The following is a 22,056-nucleotide window of genomic DNA, read 5'->3' on the forward strand; positions in this document are numbered from 1 at the left end:
TCGGCCCGCCCGGCCCGGTCCCCTGTCGGCCCGGTCCGCTGTCGGGGCGGAGGGCAGGCCCCGGCCGGTCCGGACATCTGCCGCTTTGCCGGGCGGGCCCGGTCCGCGCGGGGAAAGATGAGGTCGTGCGCGCTGTGACTGTGACTCCCGGGCTCCCCGACTCGCTGCGGCTGGTGCAGGACTGGCCGGAGCCGGCCGCCGAGGAGGGTGCCATCCTCGTCGAGGCGCTCGCCGTCGGCATCTGCGGCACCGACCAGGAGATCATCGCCGGGGACTACGGCGAGGCGCCGCCCGGTGCGCGGGAACTGGTGCTCGGGCACGAGTCGCTGGGCCGGGTGCTGGACGACCCGACCGGCACCCTGCAACCCGGCGACCTGGTGGCCGGGATCGTCCGCCATCCCGACCCGTTGCCCTGCCCGAACTGTGCGGTGGGCGAGTGGGACATGTGCCGCAACGGGCAGTACACCGAACACGGCATCAAGGCGCTGCCCGGCTTCGCCCGGGACCGGTGGCGGGTGCAGCCGCGCTTCGCGGTCGGGCTGGACCCGGTCCTCGCCCCGGTCGGGATGCTGCTGGAACCGGCCAGCGTGGTCGCCAAGGCGTGGGACCACATCGAACGCATCGGCAACCGCGCCGAGTGGCAGCCGCAGACCGTCCTGATCACCGGCGCCGGGCCGATCGGCCTGCTCGCCGCGCTGCTGGCCACCCAGCGTGGGCTGTCGGTGCACGTGCTGGACCGCAACACCACCGGGCCGAAGCCGGACCTGGTCCGGGCGCTCGGCGCGACGTACCACACGGTGCCGGTGGGCGAGCTGGACTTCGAGCCGGACGTGGTGGTCGAGTGCACCGGTGCGCCGACGGTGGTGCTGGACTCGATGTGCAAGGTCGGGCCGGCCGGGATCGTCTGCCTGACCGGGGTGTCCAGCGGAGGCCGCAAGATCGACTTCGACGCGGGCGCGCTCAACCGTGAACTGGTGCTGGAGAACAACGTCGTCTTCGGCTCGGTCAACGCCAACCGGCGGCACTGGGACCTGGCCGCCGCCGCGCTCGCCCGGGCCGAGCAGTCCTGGCTGAACTCGCTGATCACCCGCCGGGTGCCGGTGTCGGCGTACGCCGAGGCGTACACCCACACCGGCGACGACATCAAGGTGGTGCTGGAGTTCGGGAGCTGAGCCCCGGCGACGCGGGCCAGTGCGGAGACCACCAGCGTCCACCGCCTGTCGTAGACGCGTGCGGTGAATCAACACGCGGAGTCACTCACGCCCCGGGGAGCGACCACTGGCGAAGCGGATATGCCACCGTGTCATTTTCATGCCGGACCGGCATACCGGTGTCGGGCGTGCCATCGACGGCAAGGGGCGTTTCGGCTTGCACCGGCCCGCGAAGGGGCTGTCCCCGACAGACGCTCCTGGACCCGCACGCAGCTAGATGCCGGGGAGCCGGCCGTTGCGGAACAGGTCGACGAAGAGCTGGTGGTCCGCCCGGGCCCGGACCCCGTACGCGTGGGCGAACTCGACCAGGTGCCCGGCGAAGCCGTCGGCGTCGTCGCCGATCGCCGCCACGATCGCCTCCTCGGTGGAGTAGTCGACCAGGTCGTGGCTGGACTCGTCGTCGGCGACGGAGTGCATCCGGGCCACCGCCCGACCCAGGTCGGTGAGCACCCCGGCCAGCTCGTCCGGCTCGTTCACGTCGGACCAGTCCAGGTCGGCGGCGTACGGGGAGACCTCGGCGACGAGCTGACCGGCCCCGTCCAGCTCGGTGAAGCCCAGCCACGGGTCGGCGTGCGCCTGGAGTGCCCGCTGCGACTCGGCCGTCCGGTGCCCCTGGTGCCGGAAGTAGCCACGGACCCGCTCGTCGTCGATGTGCCGGGCCACCGCCGGCACCTGCGCCTGCTTCATGTAGATGACCACGTCGTTCTCCAGCGCCTGGGTGTGCCCCTCCAGCAGCAGGTTGTACGACGGCAGCCCGGCCGAGCCGATGCCCACCCCCTTGCGCAGCACCACGTCCTTGATGTGTGCCGCGCCCGGACGCAGCCGGGCGGTCGACTCGGGCAGGGTGCCCAGGTAGTCCTCGAAGGCCGCGCAGACCTGCGCCCGGACGTCGCCGTCGACCTCGAAGACGCCGTCGCCGAGGGAGAACCGCCGCTCGTAGTTGTCGATGGTGGTCTGCGCGGCGAGCAGGTCGACCCGGGTGTTCAGCCGGGCCTGCTGGAGCACCCGGCGCAGCACCCCGTCGGCGTTGTCCAGGGTGATCGAGCCGATCGCGTCGTCCCCACCGGCGGCGATGGCGCGCAGCTCGGTCAGGTACGACCGGGCGAAGCCGGCGACCAGGTCGCCGATCACCCGGTCGGAGAGGGCCTTGGCGTAGCCGAGCAGCGCCACGCTGGCCGCGAACCGCTTCAGGTCCCAGGAGAACGGCCCGACGTACGCCTCGTCGAAGTCGTTGACGTTGAACACCAACTGCCCGGACCCGTTCATGTAGGTGCCGAAGTTCTCGGCGTGCAGGTCGCCGTGGATCCACACCCGGCTGGTCCGCTCGTCGAGGAACGCAGGGTCGGCGAAGTCGCCACGCTGGTCGGCGTAGAACAGCGAGGCGCTGCCCCGGTAGAAGGCGAACGGGGAGGCGGCCATCTTGCGGAACTTCCGCCGGAAGGCCGCCGGGTCGAGCGCCATCGACGCGCCGAACTCGCCGGTCAGCACGTCGACGATGAAGGCGGAGCGCTGGTCCGCCGCGGACTGGGTCATGGACCGCAGGCTAGCCCTCGGGGGCCAGTCCGGACGCTCGTCCGTCCGAGCCGGCCGGGTGGGCCGGTACGGCGGGACGAACCCACCGGACCGGCCACCCGGCCGGACGGACGGCGGAGGTCAGCGCAGGGCGCCGGGAGCCCGGGACTGGGAGCCCACCAGCGGGGCCCTGGCACAGGTGCGGGTCATGTCCGCCGTGATGGTGGTGGTGGCCCCGGCCCGTACCGCCACCGGTACGGCGTTCCGGCCCGGCCCGCCGTACCAGCAGCCCCGTTCGAGATTCGCGTACTCGACGTACACGTCCTGGGTGCGGTGGCCGCGCAGGCTGAAGGTGCCGTCCCGGGCGATGTTGGTGAACGACGGACTGGCGATGTCCGCCGTCCGCGCGTTGTACGTCCAGACGTAGCCGGCGTCGACGGGGCCGGTGCCGTCGGTCACCTTGCCGGCCAGCACGGCGCCGGCGGCCAGGTTGGCGTCCATGGTGGCGGTGCCGCCCGCGGTGACCCTGGTGAGCGTGGCGGAGAACCGGTCCGCGACGTCACCGGACCACTGCCAGGCGTACCCGGTGCTGGCGAGCGGCGTGAACTCGATCGGCCAGCGGTACGGGCCCAGGGCGCCGATGGTGTAGCGGCCCTGGGAGTTGGTGCAGTTCGCGCCCGTGACCGCGCCCTGGTTGGGGTGGAAGGCGTACGGGTAGGCGCAGATGCCGGGGACGACCGCACCGGCGGGGTTGCGGACCGTGCCGGTGATCGTGCCGGGCGGGTCCATCCGGATCGGCGCGATGCTGGTCGTCTGTCCCGGCTTCAGGGTGACCACCAGGGCCTCCCGCTGGTCACCGCTGCCGCCGTTCGCGGTGACCCACTGGTCGCCGTACCGCTTGGCGGGCGGCTCCCACGGGTTGGTCGCCTGGTACGCGTAGAGCTGGAAGGTCTCCGCGGTGCGGAACGGGCCGATCTCCAGCCGGCCGTCGTCCCAGGCGCAGGTGCTGCCCATCCGGGCGGACTGGCCGCCGCCCCTCGGCCGGACCGTCCGGACGCAGATGTCCTGGGCCGGCTGGCCGGTCGCCGCGTCCAGCACGGTCGTCGTGACCGCCGCGCCCGGTTCGAGCTGGAACGAGACCCGGGTGACCTGGCCCCGCGTCACCTCGTGGTAATCCGCCGTCTCGTCGATGCCGAAGTACGACGCGCCACCACCGACGGAGAGCTTCCAGAAGCCGGGCCGGACCCTGGGCACCCGGACCAGACCGTCGACGCCGCAGGCGTCCGCGTCGTTGCCGCCGGTGCCGAGGACGCTCAGGCAGGGCCGGCGTACCGGCATGCCGGTCACCGCGTCGGTGACCCGCGCCTCCACCGTGCCCATCGGCAGGAAGCTCTCGTCCGCCACCACGGCGTCGCCGTCGCCCAGGGTGAAGATCGTCGCCTCGTCCCGGGTCTCCTTGCCGGGCACCCACTGCCAGCCGCGCACGTTGTCCGAGACGGAGATCCGGTAACGGCCGGGCGGCAGGTTGTGCAGGGCGTAACGCCCGGCGCCCAGGTCCCAGGTGTAGGCGATGGCCTCGTAGGAGAAGTCCTCACCGTAGATCGTGACGGTGGCCTCGGCCGCCGCGCCGTACTCGTCGGTGACGGTGCCGCTGATGCTGGCCGACCCCCGGTCGAGGGTGACGTTCCGCTCGATCAGCTCGTGCTGGGGGAAGTAGACGGCATCGGCGTTCAGGTGGTCCGGCGCGTGGTACCACCACTCGGTGCGGAAGCCGGCGGCGTGCATCCGGACCTTGTGGTCCGCCGTGCCCGTCGGGCTGGGGATGGTGTAGCGGCCGTCGGCGTCCGAGCAGTACTCGGCGGCGACAGCGGTGGGCGAGGTGTGCAGGGCGAAGCAGGCGTTCGGGACGGGTGTGCCGTCGGGATCGCTGACCACGCCGGTGTAACCGACGGTGTCGGCGGCTGCCGGAGCAGCGAGGAGAGTGACTGTGGCGAGCGCCGCCAGGAGAGCGGCCCCCGTTGCTCGCATCGATCGCATTCCTGCACCATAGCGACGACCGGTGACATCGAAGATCATCCCCCTGGATCATCCGGGCCACCGGTCGGCCCGGGTCCGGGCCGGCCCCCCGGAGACGGCTCGCCGGGTCGGCCTCAGGGGGCGGGCGGGCGTACCGGTGGGGCGGTGAGCGACCCGACCGAGCGCACGGGCCGCCCGTCGGCGGGCGCGGCGTCCACCGGCGCGGCGAGCGGGTCGGGACGGTCCACCCCGCCGAGCCCGGACCGCTCGGCGGCGATCTTCTCCTGGAGACGGAGGATGCCGTGCAGCAGCGCCTCCGGCCGGGGCGGGCAGCCGGGCACGTAGACGTCGACCGGGATGAGCTGGTCGACCCCCTTGGTCACCGAGTACGAATCCCAGTAGGGGCCGCCGCAGTTGGAGCAGGCGCCGAAGGAGATCACGTACTTCGGCTCGGGCATCTGGTCGTACAACCGCTTGATCGCCGGGGCCATCTTGTCGGTGACCGTGCCGGAGACCACCATCAGGTCGGCCTGCCGGGGCCCGTGGGCGAACGGGATGACCCCCAGCCGCATGAAGTCGTGCCGACCCATGCTGGTGGCGATGAACTCGATCGCGCAGCAGGCCAGGCCGAAGTTGAACACCCAGAGCGAGTAACGACGACCCCAGTTGAGGACGAACCGGATCGGCTCGCCGAGCACTCCCGGCAACTGCACGACCGCCTCCTCCGCTGTCTCCCAACGGACAGTCAACCACAGCCTCGGGCCGCAACCGCGTGGGCGGGCAACGGGCTCTAACCCGTATGACGGCGGGCCGGACAGCGGACGCGCACCGCCGGCCGGGCACGGGGGAGGACGAGTGACTGTGACGAGAGACGCGAAGGTCGGTGGTCCACCACCGGACCCCGGACCCGAGCCGCCGGAGTTGACCTTCGACGGGTTCTACCACGCCCACTTCCGTGGGCTGGTCGTCCAGCTCACCGCCTACACCGGGGACCTCACCCAGGCGCAGGACCTGGTGCAGGAGGCGTTCTGCCGGGCGTACGCGCGGTGGGACCGGGTGGCCGGCTACGACGATCCGCTGGCCTGGGTCCGCAAGGTCGCCTGGAATCTCGGCCACAACCGGTGGCGTCGGTTGCGGACCGCCCAGACCTGGCTGCTGCGGCAGCGGGAGGCGCACGTCGCCGGGCCGACGCCGGACCGGGTGGCGGTCGACGCCGCGCTGGCGCAACTGCCACCGAAGCAACGCCGGGCGGTCGTCCTGCACTACCTGGCCGACCTGCCGGTCGCCGAGATCGCCGCCCAGGAACGGGTCCCCGAGGGGACGGTCAAGTCCTGGCTGCACCGGGGCCGGGTCGCGCTCGCCACCCACCTGCGCGAGACCGACGAGGAGGTGCGGGATGCCTGAGTCGGAGATCCTCGATCCCGCCGAGGAGTTCGCCCGCTACCGCCGTACCGTGCTGGCGGCGGTGGTGGTGCCCGGCCCGGCCGCCGTCCGGCGGACCGTACGACGGCGACGCCACCACCGGCTGGCCGTGGCGGTCACGGCGGCGCTCGCGTTGTTCACCGGCCCGATCCTGGGCTACGCCGCGCTGCACCGCCCGGACCCCCACCCCGGCCCGGTCCTGCCGACGCCCGACCCGACCGGTTCGCCGACGCCGAGCGGCTCGCCCGGCCCGACCGGAAGTCCCTCGCCGACCGGCGCGAGCCCGACCCCGACCGGGCCCGACGGCCGGATCAGCCGGAGCCAACTGCTGGCCACACCGGTGACCCTGCCGGCCTGGCCGGGCGGGACGGACTGCCAGACCGACGGCGTCCGACTGACCGGCGACCCCCGCGAGGGGAGGAACGCCCTGCTCGCGCTCGACCACGGCGACGTGGACGGCGACGACGCCGAGGAGACGGTGGCGCTGGTGCAGTGCGTCTTCGGCACCCACGGCTGGCAGCAGGTGGTGGCCTTCGACCGGGACACCACCGGGAAGGTGGTCACGATCGGTCGGGTGGTCCTCAGCGCCCGGGAACGGCCACAGTGGCTGATCGGGGTGGACGTGCGTGGTGACGGGGTGGTCCGGGTGCAGGTCGGCGACATCTACCCGGGCGGCGGCTGGGACGGCGAGTGGTCGCAGCGGCAGTGGCGCGGTTACCGCTGGGACGGCGACTCCTTCGCCCAGGTCTGGGGGCCGACCGGCTTCCCGACCAACCCGCACGAGGTGAACCTGGTGGTCACCGCTTCCGACCTGGTGCTCAGCCCCGCGCCGGACGGCTCCCGGGCCGGCACCACGACGGTACGGGTCCGCAACAGGGGCACCGGTGCGGCCCGGTACGTGGCGCTCCGGTTCGACCTGCCGGCGGCGCTGCGCTCGGACGGCGACGGCTGGGCGGCCTGCCGGACCGCCCCGGGGACGGCCGGCGGGCCGGTGCGCTGCGAGCTGGGCCGGCTGGCGCCGGGAGCGGAGTTCCAGCTCACCCTGGGCCTGCGGGTGGCGGCCGACGACCCGCTCGGGGCGGGCACGGCCGAGCTGACCGCCCAGGCGTTGGATGCCGCACACCAGGTGGTGGCGGAGGTCGTCGAGTACGACAACGTCACCCCGCTGCGCTACCGGTGACCACCCGCCCGCACCCGCCCGGACCGCCACGACGCACCGGACCGGCCGGGTGCGGGGGTACGGTCCGGTCGGGTCACCACGTCGGGCGTTGCAGCAGCCCGACGAACTCCACCAGCAGACGTTCCCGCAGCGCGGCCGGGGCGGCGTCGAGCAGGGCGTTCACCACCGCCATCCGGTCCGGCGGGGTCCCACCGGCCCCGCCGAGGCCCAGCCCGGCGGCGAGCCCGCCGATCAGCTCCGGGGTGAGCGCGTCCGGGGTCAGCGACCCGGCCAGGGCGACCAGTTCGGCCGGCAGCTCGACCGGCCCGGCCCGGCGGGCGGCGGCCACGGCGGCGGCCAGGTCCGGGCCGAACTCGGCGACCCGGGGGGCGACCGAGGCGGTCACCGTGAGGTGCACGCTGGCCGGCAGGTCGGCGTACCGGAGCTGGGGCTGGGTGTGCCAGCCCCGGGCGGTCAGCTCGTCGACCAGGACGAAGAGGTCCAGCGCCGGATCGGTGGTGGTGAAGCAGACCACGGTGGACTCCGGTTCGGCCATCAGCCGCAGCCCGTCGACGTCCCGCACGGCGTCGGCCAGCGCCCGGACGGCGTCCCGGGTGACGGTGGCGAGCCGCAGGTAGCCGGCGTCGCCGAGGTGCCGCACGGTGGCGTACGCGGCGGCGATCGGGCCGCCCGACCGGGTGGAGGCGAGCACCGGGTTGACCATGGTGTAGCCGGGCCAGTCGGCGTACGCGAAGTACTGCGGGGCGCGCAGCGTCGGGTCCCGGTGCAGCAGCACCGACACGCCCTTCGGGGCGTACGCGTACTTGTGCAGGTCGACGGAGATCGAGGTGACCCCGGCGACGGTGAAGTCGAACGGCGGCACCGGCACACCGAGCCGGCGCAGGTACGGCAGGGTCCAGCCGCCGAAGCAGGCGTCCACGTGGCAGCGCACCCCGGCCGCCGCCGCGACCTCGGCGATGCCGGCCACCGGATCGACCACCCCGTGCGCGTACGACGGGGCGGAGCAGGCCACCAGCACCGTCTCCGGCCGGATCGCGGCGGCCATGTCGGCGACCGACGGGCGCAGGGTGACCGGGTCGACGGCGACCGGGTCGAGGGTGACCCGGAGCAGGTGGGCGGCCTTGGCGAAGGCGGCGTGCCCGCTGGCCGGCACCACGATCCGGGGCGCGGTCACCGCCGGCCGGGCGTCCCGGGCCGCCTTGACGGCGAGGATCAGCGACTCGGTGCCGCCGCTGGTGACGCTGCCGACGACGTCCGGGGCGGTGCTGCCGGGGCCGCCGCCGAGCAGCCGGCCGGCCGCCCCGACCAGCGCGTTCTCCATCGCCAGCAGGGACGGGAAGGCGGTCGGGTCGAGCCCGTTGACGTGCGCGCTCTGCGCGTACGCGGCGGCGGCCAACTCGTCCAGCCCGGCCACCGCCGGGTCGTACACGTACGCGAACAGCCGGCCCCCGTGGGTGGGCCGGTCCGCCGCCCGCAGCGCACGGATCTCGTCCAGCACCCGTTCCGCGGGCACCCCGTTCTCGTCGATCATGGACGGGTGGTGTCCTTTCCGGACAGTGCGGTGGCGTCCGCACCCGCCACCGCCGGGGCGGCGACCAGGTAGCGGCGGAGGAGCAGGGTCACCGGGGCGATCAGCAGGGCCGGCAGCACCGTGAAGCCCAGCAGGATGCCGAGGCGGGCCGAGTCGGGTTGGGCGGCGGCGGCACCGGTGTCGGAGGGGACGTACCCGCCGAGCTGGAGGACCAGCCCGTAGATGCCGGGGCCGAGGGCCAGGCCGAAGGTCTCCCCGGCGGTCCACAGGCCGGTGAAGACGCCCGCCTGGCGGCGGCCGGTCCGGGTGGTCTCGTGGGCGATGCAGTCGGGCAGCATGGCGAGGGCGAAGACCTGCTGCCCGGCGTACCCGACGCCGATCAGGGCGACCAGCGCGTACACCGCGACGGCCGGCAGCACGGGCGCGGCGACCAGGGCCAGCGCCCCGGCGGCGAGCAGCAGCGACGCGGTGACCAGCGCGGACCGCTTGCCGAGCCGCGCGCCGGCCCGGGTCCACAGCGGCATGACCAGCAGCGCCGGCCCGACGAAACAGGCGAAGAGCAGGGTCGGCCCGGTCGCCGGGTCGCGCAGGATCTGGCCGGCGAAGTAGCTGACCCCGGCGAGGATGGTCGCCACCCCGGCCGACTGCACCACGAAGCAGACCAGCAACGCCCGGAACGGCCGGTTGCCGGCGGCCACCGCGAGCTGGGCGCGGAGGGTGGGCTCGGTCTGACCGACCGCTCCGGTGGGCGCGTCGCGGGTGCCGAGGAACGCGCCGAGCGCGCCGAGCGCGATCAGCGCCGCGACGAACACCCCCATCCAGCGGTGCCCGGCCACGCCGTCGCCGCCGGCGGTGACCACCATCGGGGCCACCGCGCCGGAGATCAGGATGGCCAGCGCCAGCACCGCGATCCGCCAGCTCATCAACCGGGTACGCTCCGCCGCGTCGTCGGTCAGCTCGGCCGGCATCGCCACGTACGGCACCTGGAAGAAGGCGAACGCGGTGGCGGTGGCGAGGAACGTGACGGCGACGTACGCCCCGGCGGCCGGCCCGGCGTCGAAGGGCGCGGCGAAGATGGCGGCGAAGAGCACCGCGAGGGCGGACCCGGCCCCGAGCAGCCACGGCCGGCGGGGACCCCAGCGGGACCTGGTCCGGTCGGAGACCCGCCCGGCGACCGGGTTGACCAGCACGTCCCACGCCTTCGGCAGCAGCACCAGCAGGGCGGCCACCCCGGCGGCGACACCCAGCGTGTCGGTGAGGTACGGCAGCAGCAACAGCCCCGGCACGGTGCCGAACGCGCCGGTGGCCAGCGAGCCGAGCGCGTAGCCGGCGTGCACCCGGCGCGGCAGCACGCCACCACCGCCGGCCGGTACGGCGGGGGCGGCGGGCCGGGAGCCGGTGTCGGGCGGGGGCGCGTCCATCCGGCCGAATGTTACTCACGTTATGGCCCCGGTCACATCCCCTCCGCCGGCCACCAGGCCGCCGCCATGTCCACCCCGGCGGGGCGCAGCGGGCAACCCTCGGCGCGCAGCCGGTCCCGCGCCTCGGCCTCGTGCCCGGGCGGCAGCCGGCCGGCCGCGTTCACCACCCGGTGCCAGGGCACCCCGCCGCCGTGCCGGGCCATGATCGAGCCGACCAGCCGGGCGGAGGCCCGCCCGGACCGCTCGGCCAGCGCGTCGGCGACCGCCCCGTAGGACATCACCCGACCCGGCGGAATCCGCTCGACCAGCGCGAGCACCGCCTCCACGTACTCCTCAGGCGTCACGACCGGCCAGGATATGGGAACGCGACGAGGTCCGCCGGGACCGACCGCGCAGAATGGGCGGGTGCGCGAAGCAGTCACCCAGGCCCGGCGGATCGTCGTCAAGATCGGTTCGTCCTCGCTGACCACCGCGACCGGCGGGCTGGACGACGCGCGGGTCGACACCCTGGTGGACACCCTCGCCGCGCTCGCCGCCGACGGCCGCGAGGTGGTGCTGGTCTCCTCCGGGGCGATCGCCGCCGGCCTGGCCCCGCTCGGGCTGCCCCGCCGCCCCCGCGACCTGGCCACCCAGCAGGCCGCCGCGAGCGTCGGGCAGGGCCTGCTGATCGGCCGGTACGCGGCCGGCTTCGCCCGGCACCGGCTCACCGTCGGGCAGGTGCTGCTCACCGTCGACGACGTGACCCGGCGGGCGCACTACCGCAACGCGTACCGCACCCTGCGCAAGCTGCTCGACCTGCGGGCGGTGCCGATCGTCAACGAGAACGACACGGTCGCCACCGAGGAGATCCGGTTCGGCGACAACGACCGGCTGGCCGCCCTGGTCGCCGCCCTGGTCGACGCCGACCTGCTGGTCCTGCTCTCCGACGTCGACGCGCTCTGGACCGGCGACCCGGCCCAGCCCGGCAGCACCCGGATCAGCGAGGTGCACGGCGACGGCGACCTGGCCGGCGTCGACATCGGTGGTTCCGGCCGGGCCGGGGTCGGCACCGGCGGCATGGTCACCAAGGTGGAGGCGGCGCGGATCGCCACCGGCTTCGGCATCCCGGTGGTGCTGACCGCCGCGCCGCTGGCCGGCGACGCGCTGGCCGGCACGCCGGTCGGCACGTTCTTCCACCCGGCGCGGCGGCGCCCGGCGGCCCGGCTCTTCTGGCTGGCGCACGCCACCTCGCCCCGGGGGCGGCTGCACCTCGACCCGGGCGCGGTGCAGGCCGTGGTCGGCCGGCGCAAGTCGCTGCTGCCGGCCGGGATCACCGCGGTGGACGGCGCCTTCACCGCCGGCGACCCGGTGGACCTGGTGGACGTCGACGGCGCACCGGTGGCCCGGGGCCTGGTCAACTACGACGCGGTGGAGCTGCCCGGGCTGCTCGGCCGGTCCACCGGAGAACTCGCCGCGGCGCTCGGCCCGGCGTACGAACGGGAGGTCGTCCACCGCGACGACCTCGTGCTGCTGTGAGGAGTGGACGGATGAGCGTCAGCGAGCAGGCCCGCCGGGCCCGGGACGCGGCCGGTGAACTGGCCGTCGCCACGCGTACCGCGAAGGACGCCGCGCTGCACGCGATGGCCGACGCGCTGGTGGCGCGTACCCCCGAGATCCTGACCGCGAACGCGGCGGACCTGGCGGCCGGGCGGGAGGCCGGGCTGAGCGCGGCCGTGCTGGACCGGCTCGCCCTCGACCCGGGCCGGGTGGCCGGCATCGCCGACGCGCTGCGCGAGATGGCCGCGCTGCCCGACCCGGTGGGCGAGGTGGTCCGGGGCTCGACCCTGCCCAACGGCCTGGAGCTGCGGCAGGTCCGGGTGCCGTTCGGGGTGGTCGGGATCATCTACGAGGCCCGGCCGAACGTGACCGTGGACGCCGCCGGCATCTGCCTGAAGTCGGGCAACGCGGCGCTGCTGCGCGGCTCGTCCTCGGCGGCGCACTCCAACGCGGCACTGGTCGCGGTGCTGCGAGACGCGGTGGCCGGGGCCGGCCTGCCCGCCGACGCGGTGCAGCTCCTCGACGCCGGCTCCCGCGACTCGGTCAAGGAGCTGATGCGGGCCCGGGGCCTGGTCGACGTGCTGATCCCGCGCGGCGGCGCGTCGCTGATCCGCACCGTGGTCGAGGAGTCGACGGTGCCGGTGATCGAGACCGGGGTGGGCAACTGCCACGTCTACGTCGACGCCGCGGCCGACCTGTCGAAGGCGGTGGCGATCACCCTGAACGCCAAGACCCAGCGCCTGTCCACCTGCAACACCGCCGAGTCGCTGCTGGTGCACGCCGGGATCGCGGACGCCTTCCTGCCGCCGGTGCTGGCCGCGTTCGCCGAGGCCGGGGTGACCGTGCACGGCTCCCCGGCGGTCGCGGCCCACTCGGACGCGGTGGTGCCCGCCACCGAGGAGGACTTCGCCACCGAGTACCTGTCGGCGGACATCTCGGTCGCCGTGGTCGACTCGCTCGACGCGGCGGTCGCGCACATCCGCCGGTACGGCACCGGGCACACCGAGGCGATCGTCACCGACTCGCAGTCCGCCGCCCGGGAGTTCGTGGCCCGGGTCGACGCGGCGGCGGTGATGGTGAACGCCTCGACCCGGTTCACCGACGGCGGCGAGTTCGGCTTCGGCGCGGAGATCGGCATCTCCACCCAGAAGCTGCACGCCCGGGGTCCGATGGGGCTGCCCGAGCTGACCAGCACCAAGTACGTGGTGACCGGGAACGGCCACCTGCGCTGAGCGGGCCGGCTCCCCTGCTGCCGTCGGGCCACCTGGCCACCCACGCCGCACCGGCCCGACGCGTGGGTGGGTGGGTGCCGGGGTCACCAGGTGCCGGGCTCGTCGTCCATCGGGGCGACCGCGCGGGCCCGCCGGACGGCCGGTGACCCGGGTGGGGCGATCGGTGACCCGGGTGGGAGGACCGGCCCGACCGGGCGGCAGGCGCGGATCGCGGTGAGCGTGGTGTGCACGTCGAACTGGCGTCCGTCGTCGCTGTTCCAGCCGCCGTCGCTGCGCTGGGTCTCGGCGAGTCGCTTGCGGGCCGAGACCAGCACCCACTGCTCCTCGCCCACCTCCACCCGGCGCAGCGTGGCGGCCAGCGAGGCCACGTCGGCCGGGGACATCTGCGGCATCCGCTCGGCCAGCACCGCCTGGATCCGGGCCGACTCGTAGTAGAGCTGCTGGCGGTGCAGCACGGCCGCGCTCAGCCAGCCGGCGGCGAGGAAGGACGGCCAACTGCCGTCCTCGGCGAGTTGTCCGGCGAGCGCCTGCGCCGCCGCCTGCACCACCCCGGCGTACGCCCCGCCGACCCGGTGGTCCAGCGGGCCGGCGGCGCGGGCGTCCCGCCCGGCCACGCTCAGCCAGAACGCGGCGTTGGCGGAGAGGTAGAGGCGGGCCTCCGGGTCGCCCGGGGTGGCCCACTCGGGGGCGCTGCCGGCCAGCCGCTGGTCCTCGTCCCAGCCGCCGTCGGGTAGCTGCCGGGCGGCCAGCCAGTCCAGCGCGTGCCGGGCCGCCGGCCGGCCGAGTGCGCCCAGGTCGTCCAGTTCGGCGAGGCGGAAGCAGGTGGCGTCGATGGACGGGACCGCACCGCCGAGGACGGCGGGCCAGCCGCCGTCGGCCGTCTGCCCGACCTCGGCCGCGTCGAGCAGCGCCGGGGGCACCGGCGCACCGGCGCGCAGCCGGGACAGCCGGGCGCGGTCCACCGCGTCACCGTGCGCCACGACGAAGCCGATGGCGGCGTCCAAGTCGACCACGGCGGAGACGCTACCGGCGGGAACGCGATCACGCCTCGGGGAATCGGCCGAGGTCGGAGGCGGTTCGTCGCCGCCCCCGACCCGGGTCGCCGATCAGTACGCGGGCAGCGAGGGATCGATCTGCTTGATCCAGGAGAGCACCCCGCCCTGGACGTGCACGGCGTCGCGGAAGCCGGCCGCCTTCAACGCGGCGAGCGCCTCGGCGGAGCGCACGCCGGACTTGCAGTGCAGCACGATCTGCCTGTCCTGCGGGAGCTTGGCCAGCGCCTCGCCGGAGATGATCTCGCCCTTGGGGATCAGGGTGGCGCCGGGGATCCGGACGATCTCGTACTCGGCGGGTTCGCGGACGTCGACCAGGAAGACGTCCTTGCCGGCGTCCTGCCACTCCTTCAGCTCGGCGGCGGTGATGGTCGAGTCGACGACCGCCTCCTGGGCCTCGTCGGAGACCGCGCCGCAGAAGTCGTCGTAGTCGGCCAGCAGGTCGGTGACCGTGGGGTTCTCGCCGCAGAGCACGCAGTTCGGGTCCTTCCGGACCTTGATCTTGCGGTACTCCATCTCCAGGGCGTCGTAGACCATCAGCCGGCCGACCAGCGGCTCGCCGATCCCGGCGAGCAGCTTGATCGCCTCGTTGACCTGGATCGAGCCGATCGACGCGCAGAGCACACCGAGCACGCCGCCCTCGGCGCAGGACGGCACCATGCCGGGCGGCGGCGGCTCCGGGTAGAGGCAGCGGTAGCAGGGGCCGTGCTCGGCCCAGAACACCGACGCCTGGCCGTCGAAGCGGTAGATCGACCCCCAGACGTACGGCTTGCCGAGCAGCACCGCCGCGTCGTTGACCAGGTACCGGGTGGCGAAGTTGTCGGTGCCGTCGACGATCAGGTCGTAGCTGGAGAAGATGTCCCGGACGTTGTCCCGGTCCAACGCGGTGTTGTGGATCTCCACGGTCACCAGCGGGTTGATCTCCCGGATCGAGGCGGCGGCGGACTCGGCCTTGGACCGGCCGACGTCGGAGACGCCGTGGATGATCTGCCGCTGGAGGTTGGACTCGTCGACGGTGTCGAAGTCGATGATGCCGAGCGTGCCGACGCCGGCGGCGGCCAGGTACATCAGGGCCGGCGAGCCGAGGCCACCGGCGCCGACGCAGAGCACCCGGGCGTTCTTCAACCGCCGCTGCCCCTGCACCCCGACGTCCGGGATGATCAGGTGGCGCGAGTAGCGGCGGATCTCGTCAACGGTCAGCTCGGCGGCGGGCTCGACGAGCGGGGGCAACGACACGGTGGACTCCCCGGGATCGGCTGGTGGCGAACCGGGCCATTGTCGCTCGGTCGACCGCCGCTCGGCCATGAGCAGGGACACCCCGCCCGACATTCGGGAGCGGGAATAACTCAGACGCCGGGGACGAGGTCACCTTCGTACCGGGAGCCGTCGACGTACGGCCAGGCGTTCGCCACGCAGCCGTCCAGCCCGTACGTCTGCTGCTGCATGACCGGGGCCAGCTCGCCGGGGCCGGGGCAGGACTGGTGTTCCTCGCCGAGTTCGTGGCCGACCTCGTGGTTGACCACGTACGTCCGGTAGACCGCCAGCGGTGCGCCGTAGTCCGGCACGGCGTCCATCCAGCGGGCCAGGTTGATGATCACCTGCCCGGGTAGCCGGCACGAGGTGTACCCCTCGGTGCTCAGGCCCCCCTCGGCGCACATCCGCTCGGAGGTGGCCGGGGTGGCCAGGTAGATGGTGAAGTCGGCGGCGGCGACCTCGGGCACCCGCTGGATCCGCAGTTCCCCGGAGCGGGTCCAGCCGTTCGGGTCGGCCAGCGTCCCGTCCACGGCGGCGGCGAAGGCGTCGACGTCCTGGCCGGCGTCCTGCTCGACCTCGATCCGGTAGCGGCGCAGCGGGCCGTCGAGGCCGTACACCGGGGACCGGCCGTCGGCCGCGGTGAAGCGGCCGGGGCCGCTGCTCGGGTACGGCGCGACCCGCTGGCCGGCGCCGAACCCGTCGGCCACCCGTCCGGCGACCGGGGCCGGGGCGACGGGGCGGTCACCGGGGTGCAGCGCCGCGACTCCGCCCCCGCCCGCGCCGAGCAGGACCAGACCGAGCAGGGCGGCACGACGACGGCGACGGCGCATCCGGCGCGTCCCGGGACGCGTGGTCGCGGGCTCCGGACGGTCGTCGGGGACGATCGGGTCGACGGATGTCACCCATCCAGCATGACAGACTAATCGGGCATATCGCCGCTATTGCCGCGCGGAACATGAAGGTGCTTCACGGCTCAGAGTGCCGGACCCTCGTACCGTTTCCCGTCCAGGTACGGCCACGGGTTCGCCGTGCACCCGCGCAGGAACAACGACTGCTGCTGCATCACCGGCGCCGGCCGCCCCGGCCCCGGGCAGCCCTCGTGGTGGTGCCCCAACTGGTGGCCCACCTCGTGGTTCACCAGGTACGTCCGGTACCGCGACAGCGGCACCCCGGCCCGGACGAAGTGCGGCACCGACGTCCGCCACCGGTCCAGGTTGAGGATCACCCGGCCCGGGGCCCGACAGGACGTGTACGGCCGCCCACCGACCCGGATGTCCACTCCCCCGGCCAGGCACATCCGGCCCGCCGTCCGCCGCGTCGCCAGGAACACCGTGAAGTCGTACGGCGCGTCCCCCGGCACCCGGCGCAACCGCAGCCGGCCGCCGTCCACCCAGCTCCCCGGCCCGGCCAGCGCCGCCTGCACCTCGTCGGAGAAGGCCCGCACGTCCTCGCCCGAGCCGTCCTCGACGGCCACCCGGAACCGGCGCACCACGCCGGAGCGGCCCAGCGTCGCCCCGGGCCGGTCGTCGTAGCGGAAGGTGCCCCGCCCGGTCACCGGCACCGGACCGGGCAGCGCGAGCGGCGGCGCGGTCAGCGCCGACCCGACCTCGGTGGCCGGCTCCGGCGACGGCCCGGTGAACCCCGTCGACGCGGCCCCGGGCGCGGACCCACCGGACGCCGCCGGCAACATGGTCGCGCCGGGCGGCACGGACACGCCGGGCGGCACGGACACGCCGGGCGCGCTGGTGACCGGGGCCGTCGCCGGCGTGGCCAGCAACCGGCCGGCCTCCGGCCGGTGCGTCGTCGCCACCATCCCACCCGAACCGGCCGCCAACACGGCGACCAGCAGCACGGCGGGACGCCACCGGCCGCCGAGCGGGCGGCGGGCAGCCGGGGACGACCGCGGCGTCGGCCGGCCGCGACGGAGGAGAACGGACATCCCGGTCAGCCTGTCCCGTCGGGGCGCGGCACGGAGCCCCCCGCGTCGGCGAGCAGGTGCAGCACGGCGCGCGCCACCGTACGCGGCACCTCCAACTGCGCCACGTGCCCGACGCCGTCCAGCATCATCAACCGGCTGTCCGGGATGACCCGGGCCGTCTGCGGGGCCACCCGGACGTCCACCAGCCGGTCCTGCATGCCCCCCACCACCAGGGTGGGTGCCTGGATCGCGGCGGCGATCCGCCACATCGACCCCGCCCCCGGCAGGTACGAGCGCAGGAAGCTGGCGACCAGCCCCCGGAACGTCCGGACGTACGCGGTGGCGTAGTGGGTCGCCTCGTGGCGGGCCAGGATCTCCTCCAGGGCCTCCTGCCGGCGCTGCGCGCTGATCCGGCTCAGGTCGGCCACGCACGCCTCCATCGCCTCCTGGGCCATCACCTCCGGGGCCAGCTGGGCCAGCCGCCAGGCGGCCAGCCGCTCACCGCGCGGGATGGCCAGCAACGGCAGCATCCGCCCCTGCAACGACCGGCCGAAGTTCAGGAACGGCAGGGCCGGCGAGATCAGGGTGAGGGTGCGGACCAGGTCGGGGCGGAGACCGGCGACCCGCACCGAGACCGCCCCGCCGAGCGAGTTGCCGAACAGGTGCACCGGGCCCCGGCCGGAGTGCTCGATCCAGCGCACCACCCGGTCGGCGAAGGCCGGGATGGTGTACCGCTGCCCCGGCTCGCTGCGCCCGAACCCGGGCAGGTCGATCGCCTGCCCGTCGAGCCGGCCGGAGAGCAGGCCGGCCAGGTCGGTCCAGTTCTGCGACGAGCCGCCCAACCCGTGCACGTAGAGCGCGGGCTCGGCGTCCGGCCCGGTGGCCGGGGTCTCCCGGACGTAGGTCAGCGTGCCGTCGAGGCGTACCGGCCGGCCGGGCCAGGGCGGGGGCAGGTGGTGCGGGGGCAGGTGCTCCTCGGGCCAGAGAGCGGCGCGCTTCATACCGGTTAGTGTTCCCGTCCCGTTCCGTACCGACACCGCGCCGGTCAGGCCAGCAGCGCTTCGAGGCGACGGTTGACCGCCGCCAGGGTCGCCCGGACCACCGCCTGCCGGGGGTCCCCGGCGACCAGCGCCGAACCCGCCAGTTGCTCCACCCAGCCGTCGCAGACCAGCAGCACCACCACGGTCGCCACCTCACAGTTGCCGAACGGCACCACCGCGGCGTGCTCGACGAAGCAGCGCCCCCGGTCGGCGGTCCGCTCGGCGTGCCGCAGCAACTCGTCCACGGCCGCCGCGGCGGCCACCGCGCAGAGCCGCAGCACGTACCCGTCCACGGCCGGGCCGGTGGCGTGCCCGGCGGCGGGCTCCCCGGCGGCGAGCAGGCGTACCTCGACGGTGGCGTCCAGGCCGAAAGTGCTCACCTGGACGTGGTCGATCACCACCCGCGGCCCCGGCACGCCGCCGGTGTCCAGCGGTCGCGAGGGCGCGCTCTCCGTCGTGGTCAACTGCCCGCCCGAGTACGACGCGTTGAGCGTCGCCGGGCTGCCGGTGGGCGGCAGCGCCGAGCCCGGGGCGGCCTCCTCCACGCTGGCCCGGCCCCGGTGGGCGGTGGCCTGCCGGCGGCGTCGGGGCACCCCGGCCACAGTGGCCGGCTGCTCGGCCCTCCCGTCGCCGGCCGGCTGCTCCTCGGCATCCCGGCCCGGTCCGCCCTGGGGCCGGTCGGTCACCGGCCGGCCGAGCCCACCGGTGGGACGCTCCTCGCCGGACGACGGGTCGACGGCCCGGGCCCGGCCGGTCGGGACGGCCGGCATACCGGGCCGGCCCGGGTCCCGGCGCTCGGTCGGGGTGGACTCCTCGCCGGACCGGGGCTCGACGGTCCGGCGGCGCAGCGGCGGGGGCGTCGGGGCGGCCGGCATGCCGGGCAGGTTCTGCGGTGCCGCCGCCAGCCCCATCCGCTCCTGGAGCAGGCGGGCCACCATCCGGCTCACCTCCGCCGGGTCGGCCCCGTCGGCCAGGTCGAGCCGGAGGCTGTGCGCCCCGGCCGGGGTACGCCGCAGCGCCGCGTCCCGGACCCCGGCGACCTCACGTACGGCATCCAGGATCGCGTTGACGTCGAAGCCCTCGGGACGTTCCCGCAGCGGGGCGGGCTCGTCGTCGCGGCGCAGGTGGGTGGCGATGCGGGCGAGTTCCGGGGTTTCGGCGGGGGGCTCCACGGCTGGCGGCTCCGGCACGACGGGCACGTCCGGTTCGGCGGGGACGCGCTGCGGCAGCACCGCCGTGCCCCGCTCCGGCCTCCGGTCGTCCCCGGCCGGGTCGGCCGTGGACTGCGGATCAGGGGCGGATCGGCGGGCCGCGTAGGGGGGTGCGCTCGTCGGAGCGGGCGCGGGTGGGGTCCGGTCGAGTCGGCGCGGCCCGTTCGTGGCGGGGGCGCCGGGATCCGGGGGGTGGCCGCCGTGGTCGGTGGGGGTGGTCGACTCGGTCGGCACGGACCGCAGCCGGAACGGCTGATCGGCGCGGCCGGCCACCGGCGGGGGTCCGGCCGGCTCGTCCCGGGCCAGCCGGAACGGCTGGTCGGCCCGGCCGGCTCCCGGCGGAGCCCCGACGTCCCGTTCGTCGCGCGGGACGGACGGGCCGGCGGTCGGCTCCTCGCGGGGCGCGGGCGGCGCGGCGGCCGGTCGACCCCCGGCCCAGGCGGGCCGCTCGACGGGACGGCCGGTGGCCGAACGGTCGGCGTCCGAACGGCCCAGGGCGGCCCGGTCGGTGGTCGGGCGGGGCGCGGCGGGCAGGTCGCCCACCGGATGGTCCCGGTCCGGGGCAATCCGGTCGGCCCCGGGCCGCTCCGGGGCGGGGAGGTCGGCAGCCGGCGCCACGCCCGGACGGGCCCGGCCGGACCGGTCGACGGCGGGCTCCGCCGGCTCCGGCGCGGCGACCGGCTCCGAGCGGGTCAGTTCGTACGGCCGGGGCGTCTCCGAGCGCACCGGCTCGTACGGGCGGGCCGGCTCGGCACGGACCGGCTCGTAGGGTCGGGCCGGCTCGGCACGGACCGGCTCGTACGGGCGGGCCGGTTCGGCGGACCACTCCGCCGCCCGCTCGGCGCGGGTCCGGCGGCCGGGTGGCTGGTCTTCGTCCCGGGACCACGACGGGGCCCAACTGCCGCCCCAGCTCGGGCGGTTCCAGCTCGGGCCGGACCAGTCCGGCTCGTCGGCCGGGCTGGCCGACCGACGCCCGGCGGTGGGCGGCTCGCCCGGCCCAACGGTCGGCGACCCGGCGGCGAAGCGTTCGGCCCAGCCGTGCGGCCCGGCCTCGGTGGGGAACCGCTCGGCCCATCCGCGCGGCTCGTCGGCCGGGTACGGCTCGGCGTCGCCCCGCTCGGGGGCGTGCAGGCCGGGTGGCACCTCGAACCCGGACGCGGCGGTGCCCACCGGGGGGACCTGCACCGCCGGTGGGGCGGAGGCGGGGAGGTTCCCCTCGGCCCAGCGGCTCACCCGGGGGGAGGGTGGTTCGTCGGACGAGTGCCGGGTGGCCTCCGGGTCGTACTGCTGCTCGGCCGGGGACGCCGGCCGCTGGGCCGGTACGACCAGCCGGTCGCCCTCGGCGTCCCGACGGTCGTCGACGCCGAAGCGCGGGTCGGCGGGCGGGGCGCTCACCGGGTGGCGGACCGGGGACGGGAGGTCATCGCCGTGGCCGTGGCCGTTGAGCTGGGCGTGGCCGTTGTGCGGCGCGTCGCCGCCGGCCGCCGGTACGGGGAACGACGCGGGCAGGTCACCGTGGCGGAGCGGCGACGGGCCTCCCCAGCCGGCGGTCGGGTCGGCCCGGTTCCACGGGGAGCCGGTCTCCCGGTAGCCGGGGGCGTCGGCCCCGCCGGACCACCCGGTCGCCGGAGGTGCCCATCCGCTGACGGAGCGAGCCAGGTCGTCCTGCTGACCCGTCCCGTCGTCGTGTTCTCCCGGGGTGGCGGCACCCGGTTGCCCTGTTTCACTCACCGCGCGCTCCTTGGTCGCCCCCGCTGAGGCTACCGTGTGGTGACAGTGGCGATAAGTTACAGCGGCGGGCCAATTCCGGGGCCGGGGCGAGTACCCCGACCGGTACGGGGGAAAAGTGCCAGCTCGTACGACGAAACTCGGAGGTTCCCATGACCGCTGTGGGGAACGGTGCGCAGACCGCAGGCCGGCCCACCCGGCTGCCCCGTTCGGCACGCCGTAAGCAGCTACTCGCGGCGGCGCAGGAGGTGTTCGTCGCGCAGGGCTACCACGCCGCCGCGATGGACGACATCGCCGAGCGGGCCGGGGTGTCCAAGCCGGTGCTGTACCAGCACTTCCCCGGCAAGATGGATCTCTACCTGGCGCTGCTGGACACCCACTGTGACGCCATCGTCGCCAAGGTGCACGACGCGATGCGCGGCACGAACGACAACAAGGAGCGGGTCGGCGCGTCGGTGCGCGCCTACTTCGACTTCGTCGACCACGAGAGCGAGGCGTTCCGCCTGGTCTTCGAGTCGGACCTGCGCAACGACCCGGCGGTCCGGCAACGGGTCGAGCGGGTCGAACAGGGCTGCATCGCGGCGATAACCGACACCATCATCTCGGACACCGGGGTCAGCCGGGCACACGCCGAACTGCTCGCCTCCGGCCTGGTCGGGGCGGCCGAGACGGCCGCCCAGTTCTGGCTGGCCGGCGGCCGGCAGGTGCCGAAGGCCGAGGCGGAGGCGCTGGTGGCGGCGCTGTCCTGGCGCGGCATCGCGAGCTTCCCGCTGCAAGGTGAGTCAGCCTGAA

Annotated in this window: 18 protein-coding genes; 6 read left to right on the top strand and 12 right to left on the bottom strand. The window is 75.1% G+C overall.

Annotation, left to right across the window (positions count from 1 at the left end; all coding sequences use genetic code 11):
• Positions 1 to 125 precede the first annotated feature (125 nt).
• Positions 126 to 1,172: a glucose 1-dehydrogenase gene (locus ACIQG9_RS06835; protein ID WP_400398944.1), complete on the top strand. Its 1,047-nt coding sequence runs from the start codon at positions 126 to 128 to the stop codon at positions 1,170 to 1,172.
• 252 nt (positions 1,173 to 1,424) lie between these two features.
• On the opposite strand, the gene ACIQG9_RS06840 is transcribed toward ACIQG9_RS06835, so the two are convergent.
• The 3 genes from ACIQG9_RS06840 to ACIQG9_RS06850 all read right to left on the bottom strand — a co-directional run bounded on the left by ACIQG9_RS06840 (position 1,425) and on the right by ACIQG9_RS06850 (position 5,452).
• Complete coding sequence (locus tag ACIQG9_RS06840; protein WP_400398945.1) at positions 1,425 to 2,744, bottom strand: DUF2252 domain-containing protein; 1,320 nt, start codon at positions 2,742 to 2,744, stop codon at positions 1,425 to 1,427.
• A 120-nt stretch (positions 2,745 to 2,864) separates the two neighbouring features.
• Positions 2,865 to 4,751, bottom strand: coding sequence for a hypothetical protein (locus ACIQG9_RS06845; protein WP_400398946.1), 1,887 nt, complete (start codon positions 4,749 to 4,751; stop codon positions 2,865 to 2,867).
• A 122-nt stretch (positions 4,752 to 4,873) separates the two neighbouring features.
• Entirely contained in the window at positions 4,874 to 5,452 is a 579-nt protein-coding gene (locus ACIQG9_RS06850; protein WP_400398947.1) for an NADH-quinone oxidoreductase subunit B, read from the bottom strand.
• Between the two features lie 142 nt (positions 5,453 to 5,594).
• Between ACIQG9_RS06850 and ACIQG9_RS06855 the strand changes: the two genes are divergently transcribed.
• Together ACIQG9_RS06855 and ACIQG9_RS06860 are read left to right on the top strand one after the other, a co-directional pair.
• Positions 5,595 to 6,143, top strand: a complete 549-nt coding sequence (locus ACIQG9_RS06855; RefSeq protein ID WP_400398948.1) for an RNA polymerase sigma factor — start codon at positions 5,595 to 5,597, stop codon at positions 6,141 to 6,143.
• Positions 6,136 to 7,341 carry a hypothetical protein gene (locus ACIQG9_RS06860; protein WP_400398949.1) on the top strand — a complete coding sequence of 402 codons (1,206 nt, stop codon included), beginning with the start codon at positions 6,136 to 6,138 and terminating at the stop codon, positions 7,339 to 7,341. The genes ACIQG9_RS06855 and ACIQG9_RS06860 overlap by 8 nt, the downstream gene beginning before the upstream one ends.
• Before the next feature lie 73 nt (positions 7,342 to 7,414).
• On the opposite strand, the gene ACIQG9_RS06865 is transcribed toward ACIQG9_RS06860, so the two are convergent.
• Genes ACIQG9_RS06865 through ACIQG9_RS06875 form a run of 3 tightly spaced genes read right to left on the bottom strand, consistent with a single transcriptional unit; the run spans position 7,415 to position 10,637 of the window.
• Positions 7,415 to 8,872, bottom strand: a complete 1,458-nt coding sequence (locus ACIQG9_RS06865; protein WP_400398950.1) for a pyridoxal phosphate-dependent decarboxylase family protein — start codon at positions 8,870 to 8,872, stop codon at positions 7,415 to 7,417.
• Entirely contained in the window at positions 8,869 to 10,293 is a 1,425-nt protein-coding gene (locus tag ACIQG9_RS06870; RefSeq protein ID WP_400398951.1) for an MFS transporter, read from the bottom strand. The genes ACIQG9_RS06865 and ACIQG9_RS06870 overlap by 4 nt, the downstream gene beginning before the upstream one ends.
• A gap of 32 nt (positions 10,294 to 10,325) precedes the next feature.
• Positions 10,326 to 10,637 carry an MGMT family protein gene (locus ACIQG9_RS06875; RefSeq protein WP_400398952.1) on the bottom strand — a complete coding sequence of 104 codons (312 nt, stop codon included), beginning with the start codon at positions 10,635 to 10,637 and terminating at the stop codon, positions 10,326 to 10,328.
• 13 nt (positions 10,638 to 10,650) lie between these two features.
• On the opposite strand from ACIQG9_RS06875, the gene proB reads away from it, so the two are divergent.
• Together proB and ACIQG9_RS06885 are read left to right on the top strand one after the other, a co-directional pair.
• On the top strand, positions 10,651 to 11,808 hold the full coding sequence (gene proB / locus ACIQG9_RS06880; protein ID WP_400398953.1) for a glutamate 5-kinase: 1,158 nt from the start codon (positions 10,651 to 10,653) through the stop codon (positions 11,806 to 11,808).
• An 11-nt stretch (positions 11,809 to 11,819) separates the two neighbouring features.
• Positions 11,820 to 13,061, top strand: coding sequence for a glutamate-5-semialdehyde dehydrogenase (locus ACIQG9_RS06885; protein ID WP_400398954.1), 1,242 nt, complete (start codon positions 11,820 to 11,822; stop codon positions 13,059 to 13,061).
• A gap of 83 nt (positions 13,062 to 13,144) precedes the next feature.
• Here ACIQG9_RS06885 and ACIQG9_RS06890 read toward each other — a convergent pair whose 3' ends face one another.
• The 6 genes from ACIQG9_RS06890 to ACIQG9_RS06915 all read right to left on the bottom strand — a co-directional run bounded on the left by ACIQG9_RS06890 (position 13,145) and on the right by ACIQG9_RS06915 (position 21,267).
• Positions 13,145 to 14,074 (bottom strand): prenyltransferase/squalene oxidase repeat-containing protein, encoded by a 930-nt coding sequence (locus ACIQG9_RS06890; RefSeq protein WP_400398955.1) that lies wholly within the window; start codon positions 14,072 to 14,074, stop codon positions 13,145 to 13,147.
• A gap of 93 nt (positions 14,075 to 14,167) precedes the next feature.
• On the bottom strand, positions 14,168 to 15,349 hold the full coding sequence (gene moeZ / locus ACIQG9_RS06895; RefSeq protein ID WP_400398956.1) for an adenylyltransferase/sulfurtransferase MoeZ: 1,182 nt from the start codon (positions 15,347 to 15,349) through the stop codon (positions 14,168 to 14,170).
• Between the two features lie 110 nt (positions 15,350 to 15,459).
• Positions 15,460 to 16,269, bottom strand: coding sequence for a DUF3152 domain-containing protein (locus ACIQG9_RS06900; RefSeq protein WP_400398957.1), 810 nt, complete (start codon positions 16,267 to 16,269; stop codon positions 15,460 to 15,462).
• A 71-nt stretch (positions 16,270 to 16,340) separates the two neighbouring features.
• Positions 16,341 to 17,306 carry a DUF3152 domain-containing protein gene (locus tag ACIQG9_RS06905; RefSeq protein WP_400398958.1) on the bottom strand — a complete coding sequence of 322 codons (966 nt, stop codon included), beginning with the start codon at positions 17,304 to 17,306 and terminating at the stop codon, positions 16,341 to 16,343.
• A gap of 5 nt (positions 17,307 to 17,311) precedes the next feature.
• Positions 17,312 to 18,286 (bottom strand): alpha/beta fold hydrolase, encoded by a 975-nt coding sequence (locus tag ACIQG9_RS06910; RefSeq protein WP_400398959.1) that lies wholly within the window; start codon positions 18,284 to 18,286, stop codon positions 17,312 to 17,314.
• Positions 18,287 to 18,330: 44 nt separating this feature from the next.
• Positions 18,331 to 21,267: a hypothetical protein gene (locus ACIQG9_RS06915; protein ID WP_400398960.1), complete on the bottom strand. Its 2,937-nt coding sequence runs from the start codon at positions 21,265 to 21,267 to the stop codon at positions 18,331 to 18,333.
• A gap of 149 nt (positions 21,268 to 21,416) precedes the next feature.
• On the opposite strand from ACIQG9_RS06915, the gene ACIQG9_RS06920 reads away from it, so the two are divergent.
• Positions 21,417 to 22,055: a TetR/AcrR family transcriptional regulator gene (locus ACIQG9_RS06920; protein ID WP_091242199.1), complete on the top strand. Its 639-nt coding sequence runs from the start codon at positions 21,417 to 21,419 to the stop codon at positions 22,053 to 22,055.
• The last annotated feature ends 1 nt before the right edge of the window (position 22,056 follow it).

The organism is Micromonospora sp. NPDC092111, assembly GCF_044755745.1.
Taxonomy (GTDB): Bacteria; Actinomycetota; Actinomycetes; order Mycobacteriales; family Micromonosporaceae; genus Micromonospora.